We start from the raw sequence: 17,350 nt of genomic DNA, 5'->3' as shown, positions 1-17,350 counted from the left end.
GGTGAACTAGCAGGGCATGCGGGGCATTTCCAGCGGGCTTGCGCGTCGGTCCTGCATTCGGATTTCACCCCACTAGTTTAAGCCGCGCATCCTCCTCGCGCACGGCTCGCGGCTGGTCGGGCCAGATGCCGCGCGTGTCGTAGACCAGCTTGTCCGCGCGCTCGGCCAGCGGCACCACGCGGAACACGTCGTGATCCACCAGGACGATCAGGATGTCGCAGGTTTCCAGGGCATCGTCGATGTCGATCTGGACCGCCCCGGTATCGGTGAATTCGATCGGCAGCTCGGCCGCGTAAGGTTCCACGACGTGGATGCGGCGGCCGAACTTGCGGGCGAGGCGGCTGGTGACGAAGCGGGCCGGGCTTTCGCGGAAATCGTCGATATTGGCCTTGAAGGCCAGGCCCAGGCAGGCGACTTTCGCGTCCGGATGGGCTTCTACCAGCGCTTCGGCCTTGGCGATCACATGATGCATCTTGCCGTCGTTGACGCCGCGCGCGGTGCGGATCAGCGGCGTTTCCTTCGGCGCGCCGTGGACGATGAACCAGGGGTCGACGGCGATGCAGTGGCCGCCCACGCCGGGGCCGGGTGAGAGGATGTTCACGCGCGGGTGGCGGTTGGCGAGACGGATCACTTCCCACACGTCGAGCCCCATGCGGTCCGAGACGATCGAAAGCTCGTTGGCGAAGGCGATGTTGACGTCGCGATAAGCGTTCTCGACCAGCTTGGTCATCTCGGCCGAGCGTGCATCGGTGGTGACGCACTCGCCGCGCACGAAGCGCTTGTAGAAAGCCAGCGCCTTCCTCGCGCAGCGCGGGGTGATGCCGCCGATCGAGCGGTCGTTGTTGGTCAGCTCTTCCAGGATGCGGCCCGGAAGCACACGTTCGGGGCAATAGGCGATCGAGATGTCCGGGGTTTCGCCGACAAGGCCGGGCACTTTGAGGTCGGGACGCATTTCGGCGATCATGTCGCGAAGCTGTTCGGTAGTGCCGACCGGCGAGGTCGATTCGAGGATCACCACGTCGCCCGCCTTCAGCACCGGGGCGATCGTGCGGCCGGCGGCCAGGACATAGGAAATGTCCGGCGCATGGTCCTTGTCGAAAGGCGTGGGCACGGCGATCACGAAGACGTCGGCGGGTGCGACTTCGATGGCGGCCGAAAGCAGCCCGCGCGAGACGACGCCCTGGACAAGGCCCTCGAGATCGACTTCCTCGATATGGATCTCGCCGCGATTGATGGTGTCGACCACCCTTTGCGAAACGTCGAGGCCCAGCACCTTGCACCCGGCGCGGGCGATCACGGCGGCGGTCGGAAGTCCGATATAGCCTAGGCCGACAACACAAACGCTAGGCTTGTTCTCTGATTTCATGCGCAAGCAGCTCCACGATTCGGCGCGAAGATTGCCCATCCCCGAAGGGGTTATGCGCGCGCGCCATGGCCTCGTAGGCCGAGGTATCGTCGAGCAAGGTTGATATTTCGGTAACGATCGCGGCGGCCGAAGTGCCGACCAGCCGGGCGGTGCCGGCCTCGACCCCTTCCGGGCGCTCGGTGGTCTCGCGCATGACCAGCACCGGCTTGCCGAGCGCGGGGGCTTCCTCCTGCACGCCGCCGCTGTCGGTCAGCATGATCTCGGCGATATTCAGCAGGCGCGCGAAGTGCGGATAATCGAGCGGCTCGATCAGGGCGACGTTGTCCAGCCCGGAAAGACGCTCGTTCATCACCCGCCGCACGTTGGGGTTGAGGTGGACGGGGAAGATCACGGCGGTATCGGGGCGTTCGGCGATCCGGCGGATGGCGGTCGCGATCTGCTCCATGCCCTCGCCGAAGTTCTCGCGGCGATGGCTGGTGACGCCGATGATGCGCTTGCCGGCGAACCTGGCCTCAAGCCCGGCGAGACCGGCGGCCAGCCCGGGCTCGGCCGCGATCCGGGCGCTCACCCAGCGCAGCGCGTCGATCACCGTGTTGCCGGTGACGTGGACGCGCGCGGGATCGACATTCTCGTTGACAAGCGCGGCCGCCGAAGTCGTGGTCGGCGCGAAGTGCAGGCTGGCCATGGCGCCGATGATCTTGCGGTTCACCTCCTCGGGCCAGGGATGGTAGATATTGTAGGATCGCAGGCCCGCCTCGACATGATCCACCGGCACCTTGCGGTAATAGGCGGCCAGCGCGCCGGACATGGCCGTCGCCGTATCGCCCTGCACGATCACGCGATCGGGCTGTACCAGGTCCATCACTTTGCCCAGGCCGGTGAGCAGGCTGGCGGTGAGCGCGTCGAGCGTCTGGTCGGGCCGCATCACGTCAAGGTCATGGTCGGGCACGATCCCGGCGATCTCGAGCACCTGGTCGAGCATCTGGCGATGTTGCGCCGAAACGCAGACGACGCATTCGAACCGCGGATCGGCCTTGAGCGCGTGGATCACGGGAAAGAGTTTGATCGCCTCGGGACGAGTGCCGAAGATCACGAGGATACGGGAACGTTGGGTCATCGCCGGGTGCGTATCACGCCAATGTTAACCGTGAAATAAAGCGGGCGACGCTGCTTTCAGGTTTTGGGCGGCGGCATGGCATGTACTTATGGCGTGTGCCGGAGAGGCGTGACGTTCCACCGCCCTTGGACGGCCCGTTTCAATCTCAACCGGCATTTGCAGCGCTAGTTCGCCGAATCCTTCGACCAGGGGTTCTTGTGCTCGCTTTTGGCGGCGGCGACCTGGGCGCTTTCCTGCTTCGCCACGTCTTCCGCGGCTGGAACCGTGCAATAGGCGGTCGTGAGAACGCCGGCTGCCCAGAACAGAGCGTTCCAGCGGCTTTTGAAGACGGTGGTTATCCTGGGTCCGAACATCGCTGCGCCAGGATAGCGCGGCAAGGTTAAGGTTCGATGCCCGCCTCGCGCTTGAGATCGTATAGGACTTCGAGTGCATCGCGCGGGGAGAGCGCGTCCACGTCCATCTCGCGCAGCTTGTCGCGCAGGCTGTCGCACTGCGTCTCGCGCTGTTCCTGGGCGGCGGCGAACAGCGGCAGGTCGCCCAGGCCGGCCGCCAGGCCGCCGGTTTCGGCCCGGCCTTTTTCCAGCTTTTCCAGCACCGACTTGGCGCGGCTGATGACCTTGGGCGGCACCCCGGCGAGCCGCGCCACGGCAAGGCCATAGCTGCGGTCGGCGGGGCCATCGGCCAGTTCGTGGAGGAGTACGAGGTCGCCCTTCCATTCGCGCGCGCGGACATGGTGGAGCGACAGTGCCTCGCAGGTTTCCGCCAGCCGCGCGAGTTCGTGGTAGTGGGTGGCGAAGAGGCAGCGGCAGCGATTCGTCTCATGGACCGCCTCGGCCACCGCCCAGGCCAGCGCCAGGCCGTCGTAGGTCGAGGTTCCCCGGCCCACTTCGTCGAGGATGACGAAGCTGCGGTCGGTCGCCTGCGCCAGGATCGCGGCGGTCTCGACCATTTCGACCATGAAGGTTGAACGTCCGCGCGCAAGGTTGTCGGAGGCGCCCACGCGGCTGAACAGGCGGTCCACCATGCCGATCCGCGCCGCCTTGGCGGGCACGAAGCCGCCTGCCTGGGCAAGCAGCACGATCAGGGCGTTCTGGCGCAGGAAAGTGGACTTGCCGCCCATGTTGGGGCCGCCGATCAGCCACAGCCGGTCATGGCTGGCGAGGCGGCAGTCGTTGGCGACGAAGCGCTCTCCCTGCGCCTTGAGCGCGGCTTCGACCACCGGATGCCGCCCGCCTTCGATCTCCAGCGAGAGGCCGTCCACCACCGCGGGCCGGACCCAGCCGCCTTCGGCCGCGCGTTCGGCCTGCCCGGCGGCAACGTCGATGCGGGCAAGCGCGGCGGCGGTGCGGGCGATGGCGTGGCGGGCGGCGACCGCCTGTGCGACCAGTTCCTCGAAATGTGCTTCCTCGGCGGCGAGCGCGTGGGCGCCGGCCTCGGTGATGCGGCTGGCCTCCTCGTGCAGCGCGAGCGCGTTGAAGCGCATGGCCCCGGCCATGGTCTGGCGGTGCGAGAAGCCGCTGTCCGGCTCCAGCAACTTGTCGGCATGGCGTTGGGGCACTTCGATGAAGTAGCCGAGCACATTGTTGTGCTTGATCTTGAGCGAAGGCGTGCCGGTCTGCTCGCGGTACTTCGCTTCCAGCGCGGCGATGGCGCGGCGGGCGTTGCCGGACGTCTCGCGCAGCACGTCGAGCGCGGCGTCGTAGCCCGGGGCGATGTAGCCGCCCTGTCCGCGCTCGGTCGGCGGCGAGGGCACCAGCGCGCGATCGAAGTGATCGACCAGCGCGCCGTGGCCGCCCAGATGCGGAAGCAGCGCTGCCAGCAGGAGCGGCAGGTCGCCGCGCCGCGCCAGCCTGTCGCCGACCGTGCGCGCGCCGGAAAGGCCGTCGCGCAGCTGGCCGAGATCGCGGGGGGAGCCCCGGCCCGCCACCACGCGGCCGAGCGCCCGGCCCAGGTCCGGCAGCGCGCGCAGCGCGGCGCGCAGATCCTCGCGCAGCAAGGCGTCGTCGTGCAGCCATTCGACCAGTTCGAGCCGCGCGGCGATGGCGGCGCGATCGGTCAGCGGCGCGGCAAGGTCCTCGGCCAGCTGGCGCGCGCCGGCGCCGGTGACGCAGCGGTCGATGGCGTCGATCAGGCTGCCCTTGCGCCCGCCCCGCGCCGCTTCGAGAATTTCCAGGCTCGCCCGCGTCGCCTCGTCCATCGCCAGGCTGGCTTCGCCCGAGCGCGCTTCGGGGGGCAGCAGCAGCGGCAGGCTCCCGCGCCCGACATGATCGAGGTAGGCGATCAATCCGCCCGCCGCCGCCAGCATCGGCCGCGTGAACATACCGAAGCCATCGAGCGTGGCGACGCCGTGGACCAGCTTGAGCCGCGCCTCGCCGCCCTCCGACGAGAACTCGCGCGCGGCGCGGGCAATGGCGTAGGCGGGTGCGGCCTCCCAGCCGTCCGGCACCACCAGCTCGCTCGCGCCCAGGCGGGCCAAGGCGGCGGCCAGGTGCTCGGGCGGGCATTCCTCCAGCTCCATGCGGCCGGTCGAGATGTCGCAGGCGGCGATGCCGATGGTTCCGCGCAAGTCGCATGCCGCTGCCAGCACGTTGGCCCGGCGCGGTTCCAGCAGCGCTTCCTCGGTCAGCGTGCCCGCCGTGACGAAGCGCACGATATCGCGCGCCACCAGCGCCTTGGACCCGGCGCGCCGCTTCGCTTCGGCCGGGGTTTCGACCTGATCGGCAATCGCCACGCGGCAGCCGGCCTTGATGAGGCGGGCCAGGTAGCCTTCGGCGGAATGCGCGGGAACCCCGCACATCGGAATCGGCTGGCCCAGGTGCTCGCCGCGCGTGGTGAGCGCGATGTCGAGGATCGCCGCCGCTTTCCGCGCATCGTCGAAGAACAGTTCGAAGAAGTCACCCATGCGATAGAACAGCAGGCAGTCCCCGGCTTCCTCACGCAGCGCGAGGTACTGGGCCATCATCGGAGTGGCGCCGGAGGCCGGCCCGGAGGTTGTTTGTCCGGAGGTTTGCCCAGAGGTTTGCCCAGAGGTTTGCCCAGAGGTTTGCCCAGAGGTTTGCCCAGAGGTTTGCCCAGAGGTTTGCCCAGAGGTTTGCGAAGAGCCGCTCATGCCGGGTAGCGTTAGCGCCATGGTCGCGGTCTTGGGAAGCTTGTCCGCCCATCCTTTCCCCTATCGCGTCGCGCGATCTTTCGTTAGGGGGCGGGCGAGTCCGGGAGATGTCGCTTGTCCGAGAAAAGCAAGGTCCAGTTTACCGAGCGCGAGGCGCTCTTCTATCACAGCACGATCCGGCCGGGTAAGATCGAGATCATCGCATCGAAGCCGATGGCGACGCAGCGCGATCTCAGCCTGGCCTATTCGCCCGGCGTCGCCGTTCCGGTGCAGGCCATCGCCGACGATCCGCAGGCTGCCTACGAATATACCGCCAAGGGCAATCTTGTCGCGGTGATCTCGAACGGCACGGCTATCCTGGGCATGGGCAATCTCGGCGCACTGGCCTCCAAGCCGGTGATGGAAGGCAAGGCGGTGCTGTTCAAGCGCTTCGCCGATGTCGATTCGATCGACATCGAGCTTGCCAGCGAGAACGTCGAGGCGCTGATCGAGGCGATCGCGATGATGGAGCCGAGCTTCGGCGGCATCAACCTGGAAGACATCAAGGCGCCCGAGTGCTTCATCATCGAGCAGACCCTGCGCGAGCGGATGAATATCCCGGTCATGCACGACGACCAGCACGGCACCGCGATCATCGCCGCCGCCGGGATCATCAACGCATGCCACCTCACCGGGCGCGATCTTGGCAAGATCAAGGTGGTGGTCAACGGTGCCGGTGCTTCGGCGCTGGCCTGCACGGCACTGATGAAGTCGATGGGCGTGCGCCACGAGAACGTGATTGTCTGCGACAGCAAGGGCGTGATCTATCGCGGCCGCGACAACATCGACCAGTTCAAGTCGGCCCATGCCGTCACCACCGACAAGCGCACGCTCACCGAGGCGCTCGAGGGTGCCGACTTGTTCCTCGGCCTGTCGGTCGCCGGGGCGGTGACGCAGGACATGGTGATGAAGATGGCGGACCAGCCGATCATCTTCGCCATGGCCAATCCCGATCCGGAAATCGCCCCACCCCTGGTCAAGGAAGTGCGCCCCGACGCCATCGTCGCCACCGGGCGTTCGGACTATCCGAACCAGGTCAACAACGTGCTGGGTTTCCCCTTCATCTTCCGCGGCGCGCTGGATGTCCGTGCGACCGCGATCAACGAAGAGATGAAGATCGCCGCCGCGCACGCCATCGCCCAGCTCGCGCGTGAGCAGGTGCCCGAGGAAGTCGCCGCGGCCTATGGCGAATCGCAGCAGTTCGGCCGTGAATACATCATCCCAGCGCCCTTCGATCCACGCCTGATGGAAGTCGTCCCATCGGCCGTGGCCAAGGCGGCGATGGATTCGGGTGTCGCGCGCAAGCGGATCGAGAATTTCGACACCTATCGCCACGAACTCAAGGCCCGGCTCAACCCGACTACATCGGTGCTCAGCCAGGTCTATGCCCAGGTCAAGGCCAACCCCAAGCGGATGATCTTCGCCGAGGGCGAGAACGAAGTCGTGCTGCGCGCGGCGATCCAGTACCGGGATTTCGGCTATGGCGAACCGATCCTGGTCGGCCGCACGCGGAACGTGCTGGACAAGATGGCCGAACTCGGGGTCGCCGATCCGGAGAGCTACCAGATCGAGAATTCGATGGTGTCGCAGTACGTTGCGCCGATGGTCGAGATGCTCTACGAACGCCTCAAGCGCCGGGGCTTCCTTCAGCGCGACGTGCAGCGCATGATTAATACCGATCGCAACATCTTCTCGTCCTGCCTGCTCAAGCTGGGCGTGGGCGATGCGATGATTACCGGCATGACCCGTCCCTTCGCGCAGTCGATGCGGGACGTGCGCCGCGTGCTCGATCCGGCCGATGGCAAGCTCCCGTTCGGCATCCACATGCTGGTCGGCAAGAACCAGACCGTGTTCATGGCCGACACCACCATCAACGAGCGCCCGAGCGCCGAGGAACTGGCGGTGATCGCGAACGAGACGGCGGCGGTCGCCCGCAAGCTCAGCCATGAACCGCGCGTCGCCTTTCTCAGCTACTCGACTTTCGGCAACCCCTCGGGCAGGTGGCTGGAATCGATCCGCGATGCCGTCCACATCCTCGACGAGCAGAAGCCCGGCTTCGAGTATGACGGCGACATGGCGCCCGATGCCGCGCTCAACCCCAAGATCATGGCGCTGTATCCCTTCTGCCGCCTGACGGCGCCGGCGAACGTGCTCATCATGCCGGGACTGCAGTCCGCCAACATCTCGGCCAAGCTGCTGCGCGAGATGGGCGGGGCGACCACTATCGGCCCGATGCTGCTGGGCATGGAAAAGCCGGTCCAGATCGTGCCGATGACGGCGATCGCGCCCGACGTGCTGACCAGCGCCGTGCTGGCCGCGGCGGGGATAGCGGGGTAGGGGCCTCCCAGCCCCGGCCGATCTCGCAGGAACGCTCGCGGCCCGGCTACGAGCGGGACGAAAAAAATCCCGGCCGTTGCCGACCGGGATTTGGAAGTTTGGGAGAGGATGCCTGAAAGGCAGGGTCGTTTTGTGCGATGCAGCATTTTTTTGCAAGTGCGAAATACGCCGCGACGGTTGCCCTTCCTGCACTTGCCGAAGCTTCGGACCATCCCGCCTCCTCGTAGGACGCTTGCGCGGCGCCGGGGTCCGATCCCTTCGGCAAGCTCCGCGTAAGTGGGCTCCGATCAATATTTTCGCTATTTAACAAATATTTAATCTGCACGACTCGGAGCGGGAACCGTTTCCCACTTCGTCATCGCGAGGTGGCGAAGGGAAGGGTGGGACAGGAGTCCCGATCCAGGAGATCTGACATTATGGGGCTACAGGACTGTCAGGAAGCGGGATAAACTCCACGTTATCGAAATCGGGCAACTTCATTCTGCCGGCCTTCCAGTCGGCGGCGGCCTGCTTGAGGCGCTCCTTCGAGGATGAGACGAAGTTCCAGTACAGATAGCGCTCTCCTACCGGCTCGCCGCCCAGGACCATCACCGTCGCATGTTCGAGCGCCTTGATGCGCGACACATCCGGGCCAAGCACCAGCATGCGCCCAGCCGCGTGGCGCTGATCGTCGACTTCGATCGAGCCGGTCGCGACATATATCGCCCGCTCGGCATGACCGCTCGGAACCTCGGCGATGGCGCCCGTCGCCAGATCGAGATGGGCATAGAACAGCGGTGAATGCGTCCGGACGCCGGCGGTCAGGCCATAGGCGCTGCCGGCGATAAGCTGCCCCGCCACGCCAGCCTCGCGCCATTGCGGCAGGTCGCTGCCCGCGTGGTGCGAAAAGGAAGGCAGGGTCTCCTCATCGTCCACCGGCAGCGCCACCCACGCCTGTATCCCATGCAGATGGTCGCCCACGGCGCGTGCCTTTTCGAAACGTTCGCTGTGGGTGATGCCGCTGCCGGCGGTCATCCAGTTCACTTCCTGCGGCCGGATCGCTTGCTGCGAGCCGACGCTGTCGCGATGCATGATCTCGCCCGAGAACAGATAGGTTACGGTGGAGAGGCCGATGTGGGGATGCGGCCGAACGTCAAGGTTCCGGCCGACGCCCGCAGCGACATCGAGCGGGCCCATGTGATCGAAGAAAACGAACGGTCCCACCATGCGCCGCTGCGCGAAAGGCAGGACGCGGCCGACATCGAGTCCCCCGCCAAGGCCGCGGCGGCGCTGCTCAATCACCATTTCGATCATGTCGTTCTCTCCGTCAGGGCGCGAGAGGATCGCATGCTTTGCCGATCCTGCAAGCTTTGCCGCGAGGTGCCATCAAGCCAGCCGTGCGGTCCCGCAGACATCGAGCACTTCGCCTGCTCCGGTCGTGGGATCACATGAGCATCGACATTCGCGACAAGTGGAAATCGAGCGAACCGCGCAGCGAATTGGCCGCCGCCGCGAAATCGCGGAAATGGCCGGCAGGCCCTTCTTCGGCGATGCCCGTCTCCCCGTGCAACCGGATCGCCTGCCCGCAGACAAAGTCGCTGGCCCGGACGATCACCGCCTTGGTTGCCGAGGTCGCATAAGCGCGCCGGCGCCCGTCGGGCTCCGACAGGCTGGCTAGCCCCAGCAATGCTGCCGAGCGTGCCTGCTCCAGCGCCGCCAGCATCTGGGCACGCTGGCGCTGAAGCCGGGAGTCGCGCATTGCTTCGCCCGGCTGCCCGTCCTTGCTCAAGCATCCGGGCGCGGCGGCGAGCGCTGCCTCCATCGCTCCCACCACGCCGAATGCGTTGGCAACGATCGCGACGTCCATTCCCGCGCCCAAGGCGGCCAGCGCCGCGCCCGGCTTGCCCAGCAACGCCTGGCCCGGGACGCGCACGGCGTCCAGTTCGACCGTCGCCATGTCGCTGCCGTCGATCATCCGCCATGCGTGAACCCTGACGCCTGGCGTGCCGCGCGGCACCAGGAACAGCGAATGGCCGAACGGGTCATAGACCTCACCCGCCGTGCGGGCGGAAACCAGATAGTCGGTCGCCGTGCCGCCGCCGTCGACCGCGACCTTGCATCCGTCGAGGACGTATCCGTCCTTGTCCGGTGTTGCGCTTGCCTTGGTCCAGCGCAGGCCGCCACGCGCCGGCGCTTCGTGACAGGCCATGGCGAGCCGCGTTTTGCCAGCGACGGCGGGCGCGAGCAGCTTTGCCGCCTCCGCCGCATCGAGTGAGACCTGAAGCGCCGCCGCGGGATAGACGATGCCGCCAACATACGGCTCAATCGCAAGCCCCGCGCCCAACCGTTCGGCGAGGAGCATCATCGTCGCCAGCGAGCCGCCATGGCCGCCCGCTTCCTCGGGAATGCCGAGCCCGAGCCAGCCCATCGCGGCGAAATGGTCCCAGTTGTCGCGGTTGGCGGCCAGCAACGCTGCACGTGCCGGCAAGGCATATGCGGCGGCGGTGAAGCGATCGATGCCGTCGCGCAGCTTCGCGTCTTCGCCGGATGGACCGAGGTCCAATCTGGCTCCTGAATGGTGAAGGCTGGTCTCGGCGATTCTCTGGCGCAGCAGTTCATTGTCGCCGTCGCGGAAAGCCAGGATCGGGGCGCCGCCGGGCGCCTCGAACGGACCGGGCAATTCGTCCGCCGCCAGGCCGCCGTGATGGGCTGGCTCCTGCGCCAGGCCAAAGGGGCCGAGCGCCTGGGCGATCAGGCCGCCGACTTTCCGTTGCAGCTCCGATCCCGTGATCCCTGCCAGCACTGCCAGATCGTCGCTCGCCCTGTCGCCGCCCTGCATCGCGCGGGCCAGCGCATGTTCGAGTGCGTCGAGTTCGGCTTGCAGCGCCGCCGCCCTGGCCCGGAACAGGGGATCGTTCCAGAGGATATCGTCGTGGTAATCGGATTGCCGGGCGAACGCGGCCAGCTGCTTCATGTCATCCTTGAGGGCAGGCAGGCATTTGGCGAGAAAGCCGCGAACTTCATCGCCGAGGGCGTTTTCATCGGAAACGGAATGGGAGTTCATGTGCAGGCGTTTCCTGTCTCTGGTCGAAGTCAGAAATTAAGACCCGACATCGTCGGCCCGTTGATGCTGCCGAGCGTCTGCCACTCCTTGAACCCGGTGAGGGCGGCCAGACCGGGATGCCGATCGAGCAGCGCGCGGTCGAGCGAGACGGTCCAGTTCTCCTGAGTGCGCAGGAAGGGCATGTAATAGGTGGCGAAAACACCGCGCCGCTTCTGGTCGGCGGTGCGGTTGAGACCGGTGGCATGATGAAGGCGCCCGTCGAACACCGCCATCGATCCGGCTTTGCCGGTGAGCCGGGCGGGGGCCGATGGTGCCAGGCCGCCCTGCGGGTAGGCAAGGCTCAGGTGGCTGCCGGGCACGACCAGGGTCGCGCCGTTTTCCTCGGTGAAATCATCCAGGAACCACGCCACGTTGAGCACCAGCATCTGGGGAAACGGCTCCGGCATGAAGCCCTGGTCGGTATGCAGCCTCCCGACGTCACGGTCAGCGCCGGGGGCGGTCACGTTGGCGGAGAGCTGGGCGAGGAGGACGTCGGTGCCCATCGCGCCGCGCACGATTTCGAGGGCGAGCGGGTGCGTGGCGAGCAGCACGAATTCCTCGCCGCGGTTGAGCATCGCCCAGATGCGCTGGTTGGCGTTGTCGGGGCCGTAGCGGATGGCGGTGCCGTTCTCGTCGTCGGCCGCGCACTCGCGGTCGAGGGCGCCGCGCACTAACGCCAGTGCATCGGCGTCGAGCACGTCGGGCACGATGCAGTAGCCGGCCTGGGCAAGATTACCGAGGATCGACTCCACTTCGGCGGACTGTGCGAGCATGGTCATGACGGATGCACCTTCGGACAATTGATGGTCTTCCGCAATCGGCCGGGCGGTAGCGGGAAGCGTTTCCTGAATGGGCACGTTGTTCTCGAGGAAAGCGCGGCGCGGCCCGGAGCGCCCCGGGGTTTCAGGAGACGGGGCGTTTCGTTCCCGGACGATGAACGGACCGCTCGCCGTTCGCGGCACCGTTCATACCGATTTGTCGCAATGGATGGTCATCCCGCGAATCTCGTAGCTCTGCGTGTTGGGGTTCCACAGCATCTCGGGCTTCCGCGCCATTCGAATGCCTGGCAAGCGCATGATGGAATCGAGAAACATGCGGCCTTCGTGCAGGGCGACCTGCGAGCCGGGGCAGCGATGCGGCCCGTCGCCGAAAGTCATGTAGTTCGCGACATTTCGGGTTTTCGCCCTCCGCTCCGCATCGAAGGTGAACGGACAGGCGCCAACTGTCTGCTCGTCCTGATTGGCGGACCTGATATCGATGCCGACCAGATCGCCGGCCTCGATCGGGCGATCGTTTGCCTGGGGGATCGCGCTTTCCGCCCGGCGGTAGATCATGCCCGAGACCGGCTCGAGCCGCAGGATCTCCTGAAGGATGGCGAACTGCCCGTCCTCATCGGCATCGAGAAAGCTCTGCTTCAGCTCGGGCCGGTCGAACATGTGCCAGGCCGCCATGCCGATGAACTCGCGCGTCGTCGAAACCCCGGCGGTGCCGTAGGTCATGCATTCCATAATCATCGCGGCCTTGGAATAGCCTTCCTGGACCATGTAGCTGACGACGTCGTCCTTGGGCTCCCGGCGCCGGACCTCGATCGCCGGCGTGATATGATTGTCGAAGAACTGGCGTGTCAGGCGGTCCTTGGGCGCCCGGAAATGCCAGCCGAACAGACGATCTTCAAGGAAGCGCCGCAAGGCACCGCGGTTCGGCCGCGGCGAGGAGCGGCGAATGGCATGCAGCAGGCTCGCCAGGGCCAGCGGGTCGTTCCGATCGTCGATCCCCAGGATTTCCACGGTGACGTTGGACGCGAGTTCCAGCGCCATTTCGTCGAGCACGCCCGTGCCCGCCGCCCGCAGTTCGGCGGTCAGCTTGGCCATCGTGCGATTGATGATGGGATGATAGCGGGTGATGATCGCCTTCGGCGTGAAATAGGCAGCCACCGAGGCCCTGCGCTTGCGATGCGGCTCTCCGTCGAGGAAGAAGAAAGAGATGTGGGCGGGGTTGTCGAAGACGACCTCCGAGGAATTGCCGCCTCCCTGGCGCACGTTCGGCGAACGCAGCACTTCGCGCGCGTCGGCAAAGCTGCGAATGATCCTGGCGCCGGCGAACGGCGAAACGTGTTGCCTGGCGAATTCGGCGCTCTTGCGATCGTCCCGGCCGGCAGCCGGGCAAGTTGAAGCATCAATAGTCTCTTGCATCGTGGGTATTCCGTTTCTTGCAGTCGGGTCAAAATCGAGGGGACCGGCGCGCGAACGCCAACCCCGCCGCGACCTCGATCTACTCCACCGCTTCCAGGCTGGTCTTGTTTCCGCCCGCCAGCTTCGGCTTGCGCGTCTCGCCTTCGAGCATGCCTACGCCGACATTGGCCGCGTCGCTCATGTCGACGATTTCATCGAGATGCGCGGTGATCGCTTCCATCGTCAGGTTTTCGCTTGTGAACCCATCGTTCTGCATGATCGCCATGCGCAGGACCTGCCCACCGCCGCAGCACAGCATGACCCCGTTGAGCGGGCAGCTTTCATGGGCGAGATAGACCGCCGCCGGCGATGCCAGTTCCGGCGGAAACACCGTCGACAGCTTGGCAAAAGTCTCTGGCGGGCGGCCGTAGACATGCGACATTCTTTCCGGTGAGGACATCCTGGTGCCCACGCGCGGCGAGAAGCCGTTGACCGCGATCCCATATTTCGGACCCTCCGAAGCCAGTGCCAGGGTCAGGCCGATCACGCCGCCTTTCGCGCCGCCGTATGCCGTCATCATTTCATGGATGCCCAGCGGGCCTTCGGAGGCGGTGTTGACGATGCGGCCGCCGCCGCTCTTCATGAAGTGCTTCCATGCCGCGCGGCAGACATTGGCGGTTCCGAGGTAATTCACCTCGGCCATGCTGCGGAAATCTTCGGCCGTATGGTTCTCGAACAATTCCGGACCGTTGATGCCGGCATTGTTGATGACCGCGTCGAGCCGGCCGAAGCTGTCGAGCGCGGCCTGGACCATCGCGCTCGCGCCGGCTTCCTCCGCCACCGACGCATAGCAGGCGACCGCGTCTCCGCCCGCCGCCTTGATTTCTTGCACGACTTCGTCCGCCGGCCCGTTCGAGCCGCCCGAACCGTCCACCGCGACGCCGGGATCGGCCACCACGACTTTCGCGCCGCGCGATGCCAGCAGCAGCGCATGGGCGCGACCCACTCCCCGGCCGCCGCCGGTGACCAGCACGATTTTCCCGTCGAAACGCAATTCTGTCATGGGCTGTTGATCCTCTCTCAAAGCTGAAATCTTGTTGCGGCACTTCGAAACGGCACCGATATCTTGTAGAATTCCTGGCGGATTCCGGGGTGAGAGAGCTTCGCCGGCCTCCCTCATCCTTGGATTCTTCGCTTGCGACGGCGAATCCCGATCGTCGCTCCAAAATGGTATTTGACATAATTTGAGAGTCAATCTCATATTAGTCCCACTATGAGTTTACCGGACACATCCCTACGCATGAAGCAGCCGGGCCTGCGCGAAAGAAAGCGCCTGCGAACGCAGCGCGCGATCCGGGAGGCGGCGCTCACGCTGTTCACCGAGCAGGGTTATGAAGATACGACGGTGGAGCAGATCGCCGAACTGGCCGAAGTCGCGACCGCCACGTTCTTCCGTTATTTTCCCGGCAAGGCCGACGTGGTCCTGAATTTTCAAGACGCGCTGCTTCCCGCGCTCTGGGAGGCGGTCGTGCGGCGCCCGGCGGAGGAGAGCGACTTCCTGGCGATCAAGAACGCCGTCAAACAGGTGTGGCTGGTCGAATTCGACACCGGACTCACGGCGCGCCTCGCCAAGATCATCGCGCTCTCGCCGCCGCTGCGCAGGCTGAGCCATGACATCGGGCGGGGTTGGGCCATTGGTGTCGCCAAGGCCCTGGCGGTGCGTCGTGGCGATGATCGCCCTCCGGAGGCGTTCGCGCTTCGGGCGCGCGTTGCACTGGCGGTGTTCTCACACGCGGTCGGGGTCTGGATCGCTGACGATTGCGCCAGCGATCTGGGCGACGTGATCGAAGAACAATATGCAGACTTCAATAATATATTCAATGACTTATAATATGAAATTCCGGTGATCGGAACTCCTGCTCCCTCGTTCCTCTCCTTGCTTGGTCATTGGAGGCCGCCGTCTGCGATCGTCCGGCCGGGTTCGAGCATCAGTCCCGGGTTTCGGGCACCTCAGGATAGGCACCGAGTACCGGGCCGAGGGCTTCCACCAGGGGTCCAAGCCAGGGCTCGTAGTTCTTCCAGTGCCCGACCGCATCGGTGAAGATCGGCTTGCGTACCTGCTCGGAACTGGCCGTGCGCACGGCGCGACCGTTGTTGTAGAATTCGAGGCAGGCCCGTTCGAAGGGCAGGCTGAGATAGTCCAGCAGCCGGCGGATCTCGGTTTCGGTGTCGGCCACCATGTTTTCATAGATCACGCGGTGCACCGCGCCGGGCGCGGCGCGGTCATGCGCGGCCATCAGCCCCACGTAGTCGCGGTAATAGCGGCCGATGTCGGCAAGGTCGTATGTAAAGGCCTGCCCGCGCGCGAAGTGCTGTTTCCAGCCGGAAAGGCAGCAGGACAGCGGATGGCGCCGGGCATCGACGATCTTCGCGTTCGGCAGGATCAGCCTGATAAGGCCCACGTGCTGCCAGTTGTTGGGCATCTTGTCGACGAACAGCGGCTTGGCCGTGTGGCGGTGGACGCGGGTGCGCTCGATATATTCCTCGCCCAGCCGCAGGCGATCCTGCGGCGAAAGCGAGGAGACCATGGCGCGGAAATCGGGGAATTCGCCTTCGTCGACCCGTGATTGCAGGCGGCTGGCGAGCATCATCATCTCCGGCAGCTCCATCGTTCCTTCCACCTGGCCATGGCTGGCGAGGATCTGCTCGACCAGCGTCGAGCCGGAGCGCGGCAGGCCGACGATGAAGATCGGGTCCGGCGCCGGGCAGCCACCTGCTCCCATCTCGGAAAGGAAGGCGCTGGTGAAAGTGCCGGCGGCGGCGGCCACTTCGGCGGAAAAGCCATCGGCGTCGTGCAGCACCATGGCGCGGCGCAGCCGGTTGCCCAGGTCGTAATGGCGAAAGGACGCGGCATAGTCGCCCGCGTCCTCGAAGGCCTTGCCGAGCGAGAAATGAAGATGGAAGATGTCTTCCCGGCGGTTCGCGGCATCCGGTTCCAGCAGCGCGAGGGCCCGTTCGATCGCGGCGATGTCCTCGGCGCCCAGCTGCACGGTCTTCAGGTTGGCGAGGCTCCACCAGGCTTCGCCCATGGCCGGTTGCCGCGCCACGGCCTGGCGGTAGGCGTCGATCGCATCGGCCTGCTCGCCCAGCGTCTTGAGGACGTGGCCCAGATTCTGCCAGACTTGCGGTTGATCCGGTTGCTGCTTCAGCAGCTTTTCGTAGATCGCCCGCGCTCGCCGCTGATCGCCCAGACGCACCAGCACGGAGGCTTTGAGCAGGGCGTGGCCGGGGCTCTTCAGCGGCGAGGAGGCCAGCGTCTCGGCATGCTCGAGCGCTTCCGGCAGGCGGTTGGTCTGGAGCAGCAGGCGCACCAGGAAATCGCGCGCCAGATCGAAGCCGGGCGCGAGTTGCAAGGCGCGTTCGACCAGCGCGAGCGCCGCTGTCATGTCGCCGCGCCGCCAGTTGATTTCTCCGAGCAGGCGGTGGCCGGCCGGATCGCCGGGGACACGCTGGAGCCGTCCCTTGAGGATGGCTTCGCCTTCATCCAGGCGGCCCTCGTTCATCGCCATCGCAGCCTCGAGCAACTGCGGATCGCGCGAGGAAGCATGCACGCCGGAAAGGTCCGCGCGCCACGCCTCGTCCTTGAGGCCGGCCTTGCGCAGCTCCCTGGCCAGCAGGAACCAGCCGTCCGCCACGGCGGGCTGCTGCCGGGTCAGGCTTTCCAGCGCGGCAATCGCCTGCTTGCCCGCGCCCGCCTCGCTGGCCGCCAGCGCCCATTCCCAGATCACCGCGGGCACGCGCGACTGGCTGCGAGCGAGTGCGGAAACACGCGTCAGCGCCGCCTTGGTCTTGCCCATCCGCCGCAAGGCCTGGCAGGCGAGCAGTTCCGCCGCCGGCAGGCCCTGGGCCTGCTTCAGTATCGCTTCGGCCCGCCTCAATGCCGCCTCCGGCTGCTTGTCCAGCAGCCGCGCAGCCTGTTCGAGCGCTTGCTTCAGCGAAAGAGGGTCGGTCGCAGTGTTACTGGTGCGGGCAGCAGCTTCCATCCGGGACCCCATTTTTCTTTTCGCTTTCGCATAATGAGCACGATTTTGCAGTTGCGCAACCGCCGATGCCGCGGCCGCGAACGCGT

12 protein-coding genes are annotated in these 17,350 nt (G+C 66.0%); 2 read left to right on the top strand and 10 right to left on the bottom strand.

The features are described 5' to 3' along the window. Positions 1–64: 64 nt before the first annotated feature. The 4 genes from wecC to mutS form a co-directional block, all read right to left on the bottom strand. Positions 65–1,366, bottom strand: coding sequence for a UDP-N-acetyl-D-mannosamine dehydrogenase (wecC, locus tag BM052_RS05760; protein WP_091144307.1), 1,302 nt, complete (start codon positions 1,364–1,366; stop codon positions 65–67). Then, positions 1,344–2,483 (bottom strand): non-hydrolyzing UDP-N-acetylglucosamine 2-epimerase, encoded by a 1,140-nt coding sequence (wecB, locus tag BM052_RS05755; RefSeq protein WP_091144305.1) that lies wholly within the window; start codon positions 2,481–2,483, stop codon positions 1,344–1,346. The genes wecC and wecB overlap by 23 nt, the downstream gene beginning before the upstream one ends. A 164-nt stretch (positions 2,484–2,647) precedes the next feature. Then, complete coding sequence (locus BM052_RS05750; protein ID WP_091144480.1) at positions 2,648–2,836, bottom strand: hypothetical protein; 189 nt, start codon at positions 2,834–2,836, stop codon at positions 2,648–2,650. Positions 2,837–2,862: 26 nt separating this feature from the next. After that, the gene (gene mutS, locus BM052_RS05745) at positions 2,863–5,445 is read right to left on the bottom strand and encodes a DNA mismatch repair protein MutS (protein ID WP_091144302.1); all 2,583 of its coding nucleotides are present in this window, start codon (positions 5,443–5,445) and stop codon (positions 2,863–2,865) included. A gap of 261 nt (positions 5,446–5,706) precedes the next feature. On the opposite strand from mutS, the gene BM052_RS05740 reads away from it, so the two are divergent. Further along, positions 5,707–7,968: an NADP-dependent malic enzyme gene (locus BM052_RS05740; RefSeq protein WP_091144300.1), complete on the top strand. Its 2,262-nt coding sequence runs from the start codon at positions 5,707–5,709 to the stop codon at positions 7,966–7,968. A 414-nt stretch (positions 7,969–8,382) separates the two neighbouring features. On the opposite strand, the gene BM052_RS05735 is transcribed toward BM052_RS05740, so the two are convergent. From BM052_RS05735 to BM052_RS05715, 5 genes are all read right to left on the bottom strand, one after another. Continuing rightward, positions 8,383–9,261: a pirin family protein gene (locus BM052_RS05735; RefSeq protein WP_091144297.1), complete on the bottom strand. Its 879-nt coding sequence runs from the start codon at positions 9,259–9,261 to the stop codon at positions 8,383–8,385. 130 nt (positions 9,262–9,391) lie between these two features. Continuing rightward, on the bottom strand, positions 9,392–11,011 hold the full coding sequence (locus tag BM052_RS05730) for an acyl-CoA dehydrogenase family protein (protein WP_091144296.1): 1,620 nt from the start codon (positions 11,009–11,011) through the stop codon (positions 9,392–9,394). 29 nt (positions 11,012–11,040) lie between these two features. Next, complete coding sequence (locus tag BM052_RS05725; protein WP_091144294.1) at positions 11,041–11,829, bottom strand: phytanoyl-CoA dioxygenase family protein; 789 nt, start codon at positions 11,827–11,829, stop codon at positions 11,041–11,043. Positions 11,830–12,015: 186 nt separating this feature from the next. Further along, the gene (locus BM052_RS05720) at positions 12,016–13,242 is read right to left on the bottom strand and encodes a cytochrome P450 (protein ID WP_091144292.1); all 1,227 of its coding nucleotides are present in this window, start codon (positions 13,240–13,242) and stop codon (positions 12,016–12,018) included. Between the two features lie 79 nt (positions 13,243–13,321). Further along, positions 13,322–14,284, bottom strand: a complete 963-nt coding sequence (locus tag BM052_RS05715; RefSeq protein ID WP_177198346.1) for an SDR family NAD(P)-dependent oxidoreductase — start codon at positions 14,282–14,284, stop codon at positions 13,322–13,324. 210 nt (positions 14,285–14,494) lie between these two features. Here BM052_RS05715 and BM052_RS05710 point away from each other — a divergent pair, with 210 nt between their 5' ends. Then, positions 14,495–15,112, top strand: coding sequence for a TetR family transcriptional regulator (locus BM052_RS05710; protein ID WP_369821496.1), 618 nt, complete (start codon positions 14,495–14,497; stop codon positions 15,110–15,112). 97 nt (positions 15,113–15,209) lie between these two features. Here the strand turns inward: BM052_RS05710 and BM052_RS05705 are convergent, their stop codons facing one another. Continuing rightward, the gene (locus BM052_RS05705; RefSeq protein WP_091144285.1) at positions 15,210–17,264 is read right to left on the bottom strand and encodes a tetratricopeptide repeat-containing sulfotransferase family protein; all 2,055 of its coding nucleotides are present in this window, start codon (positions 17,262–17,264) and stop codon (positions 15,210–15,212) included. Positions 17,265–17,350: the final 86 nt, after the last annotated feature.

It is taken from the genome of Novosphingobium sp. CF614, assembly GCF_900113255.1.
Lineage (GTDB): Bacteria > Pseudomonadota > Alphaproteobacteria > Sphingomonadales > Sphingomonadaceae > Novosphingobium.
Note: the sequence above shows the minus strand (reverse complement) of the source record. Positions and strands in the feature narration are given on the sequence as shown.